General features: G+C 71.2%; 1 protein-coding gene. It reads right to left on the bottom strand.

Going from position 1 to position 274, the window contains the following annotated elements:
- On the bottom strand, positions 1-274 hold a 274-nt coding region (locus tag GTW43_RS01725), incomplete at both ends, for a HAMP domain-containing protein (RefSeq protein ID WP_161299748.1).

Genomic DNA, 274 nt, shown 5'->3' with positions numbered 1-274 from the left:
GTGTTCTTCAGCTCGAGGATCTCGCCGCGCGCGTCCACGTCGATCTTCTGCGACAGGTCACCGCGCGCCACGGCCGTGGCGACCTGCGCGATGTTGCGCACCTGGGCCGTGAGGTTGCCCGCCATGCCGTTCACGGAGTCCGTCAGGTCACGCCACACGCCGGCCACGCCGGGCACCTGCGCCTGACCGCCCAGACGGCCCTCCGTGCCCACCTCGCGCGCCACGCGCGTCACCTGGTCGGCGAACGCGGAGAGCTGGTCCACCATCGTGTTGA

Origin of the sequence: Streptomyces sp. SID5785 (genome assembly GCF_009870065.1) — a bacterium.
Lineage (GTDB): Bacteria > Actinomycetota > Actinomycetes > Streptomycetales > Streptomycetaceae > Streptomyces.
Note: the sequence above shows the minus strand (reverse complement) of the source record. Positions and strands in the feature narration are given on the sequence as shown.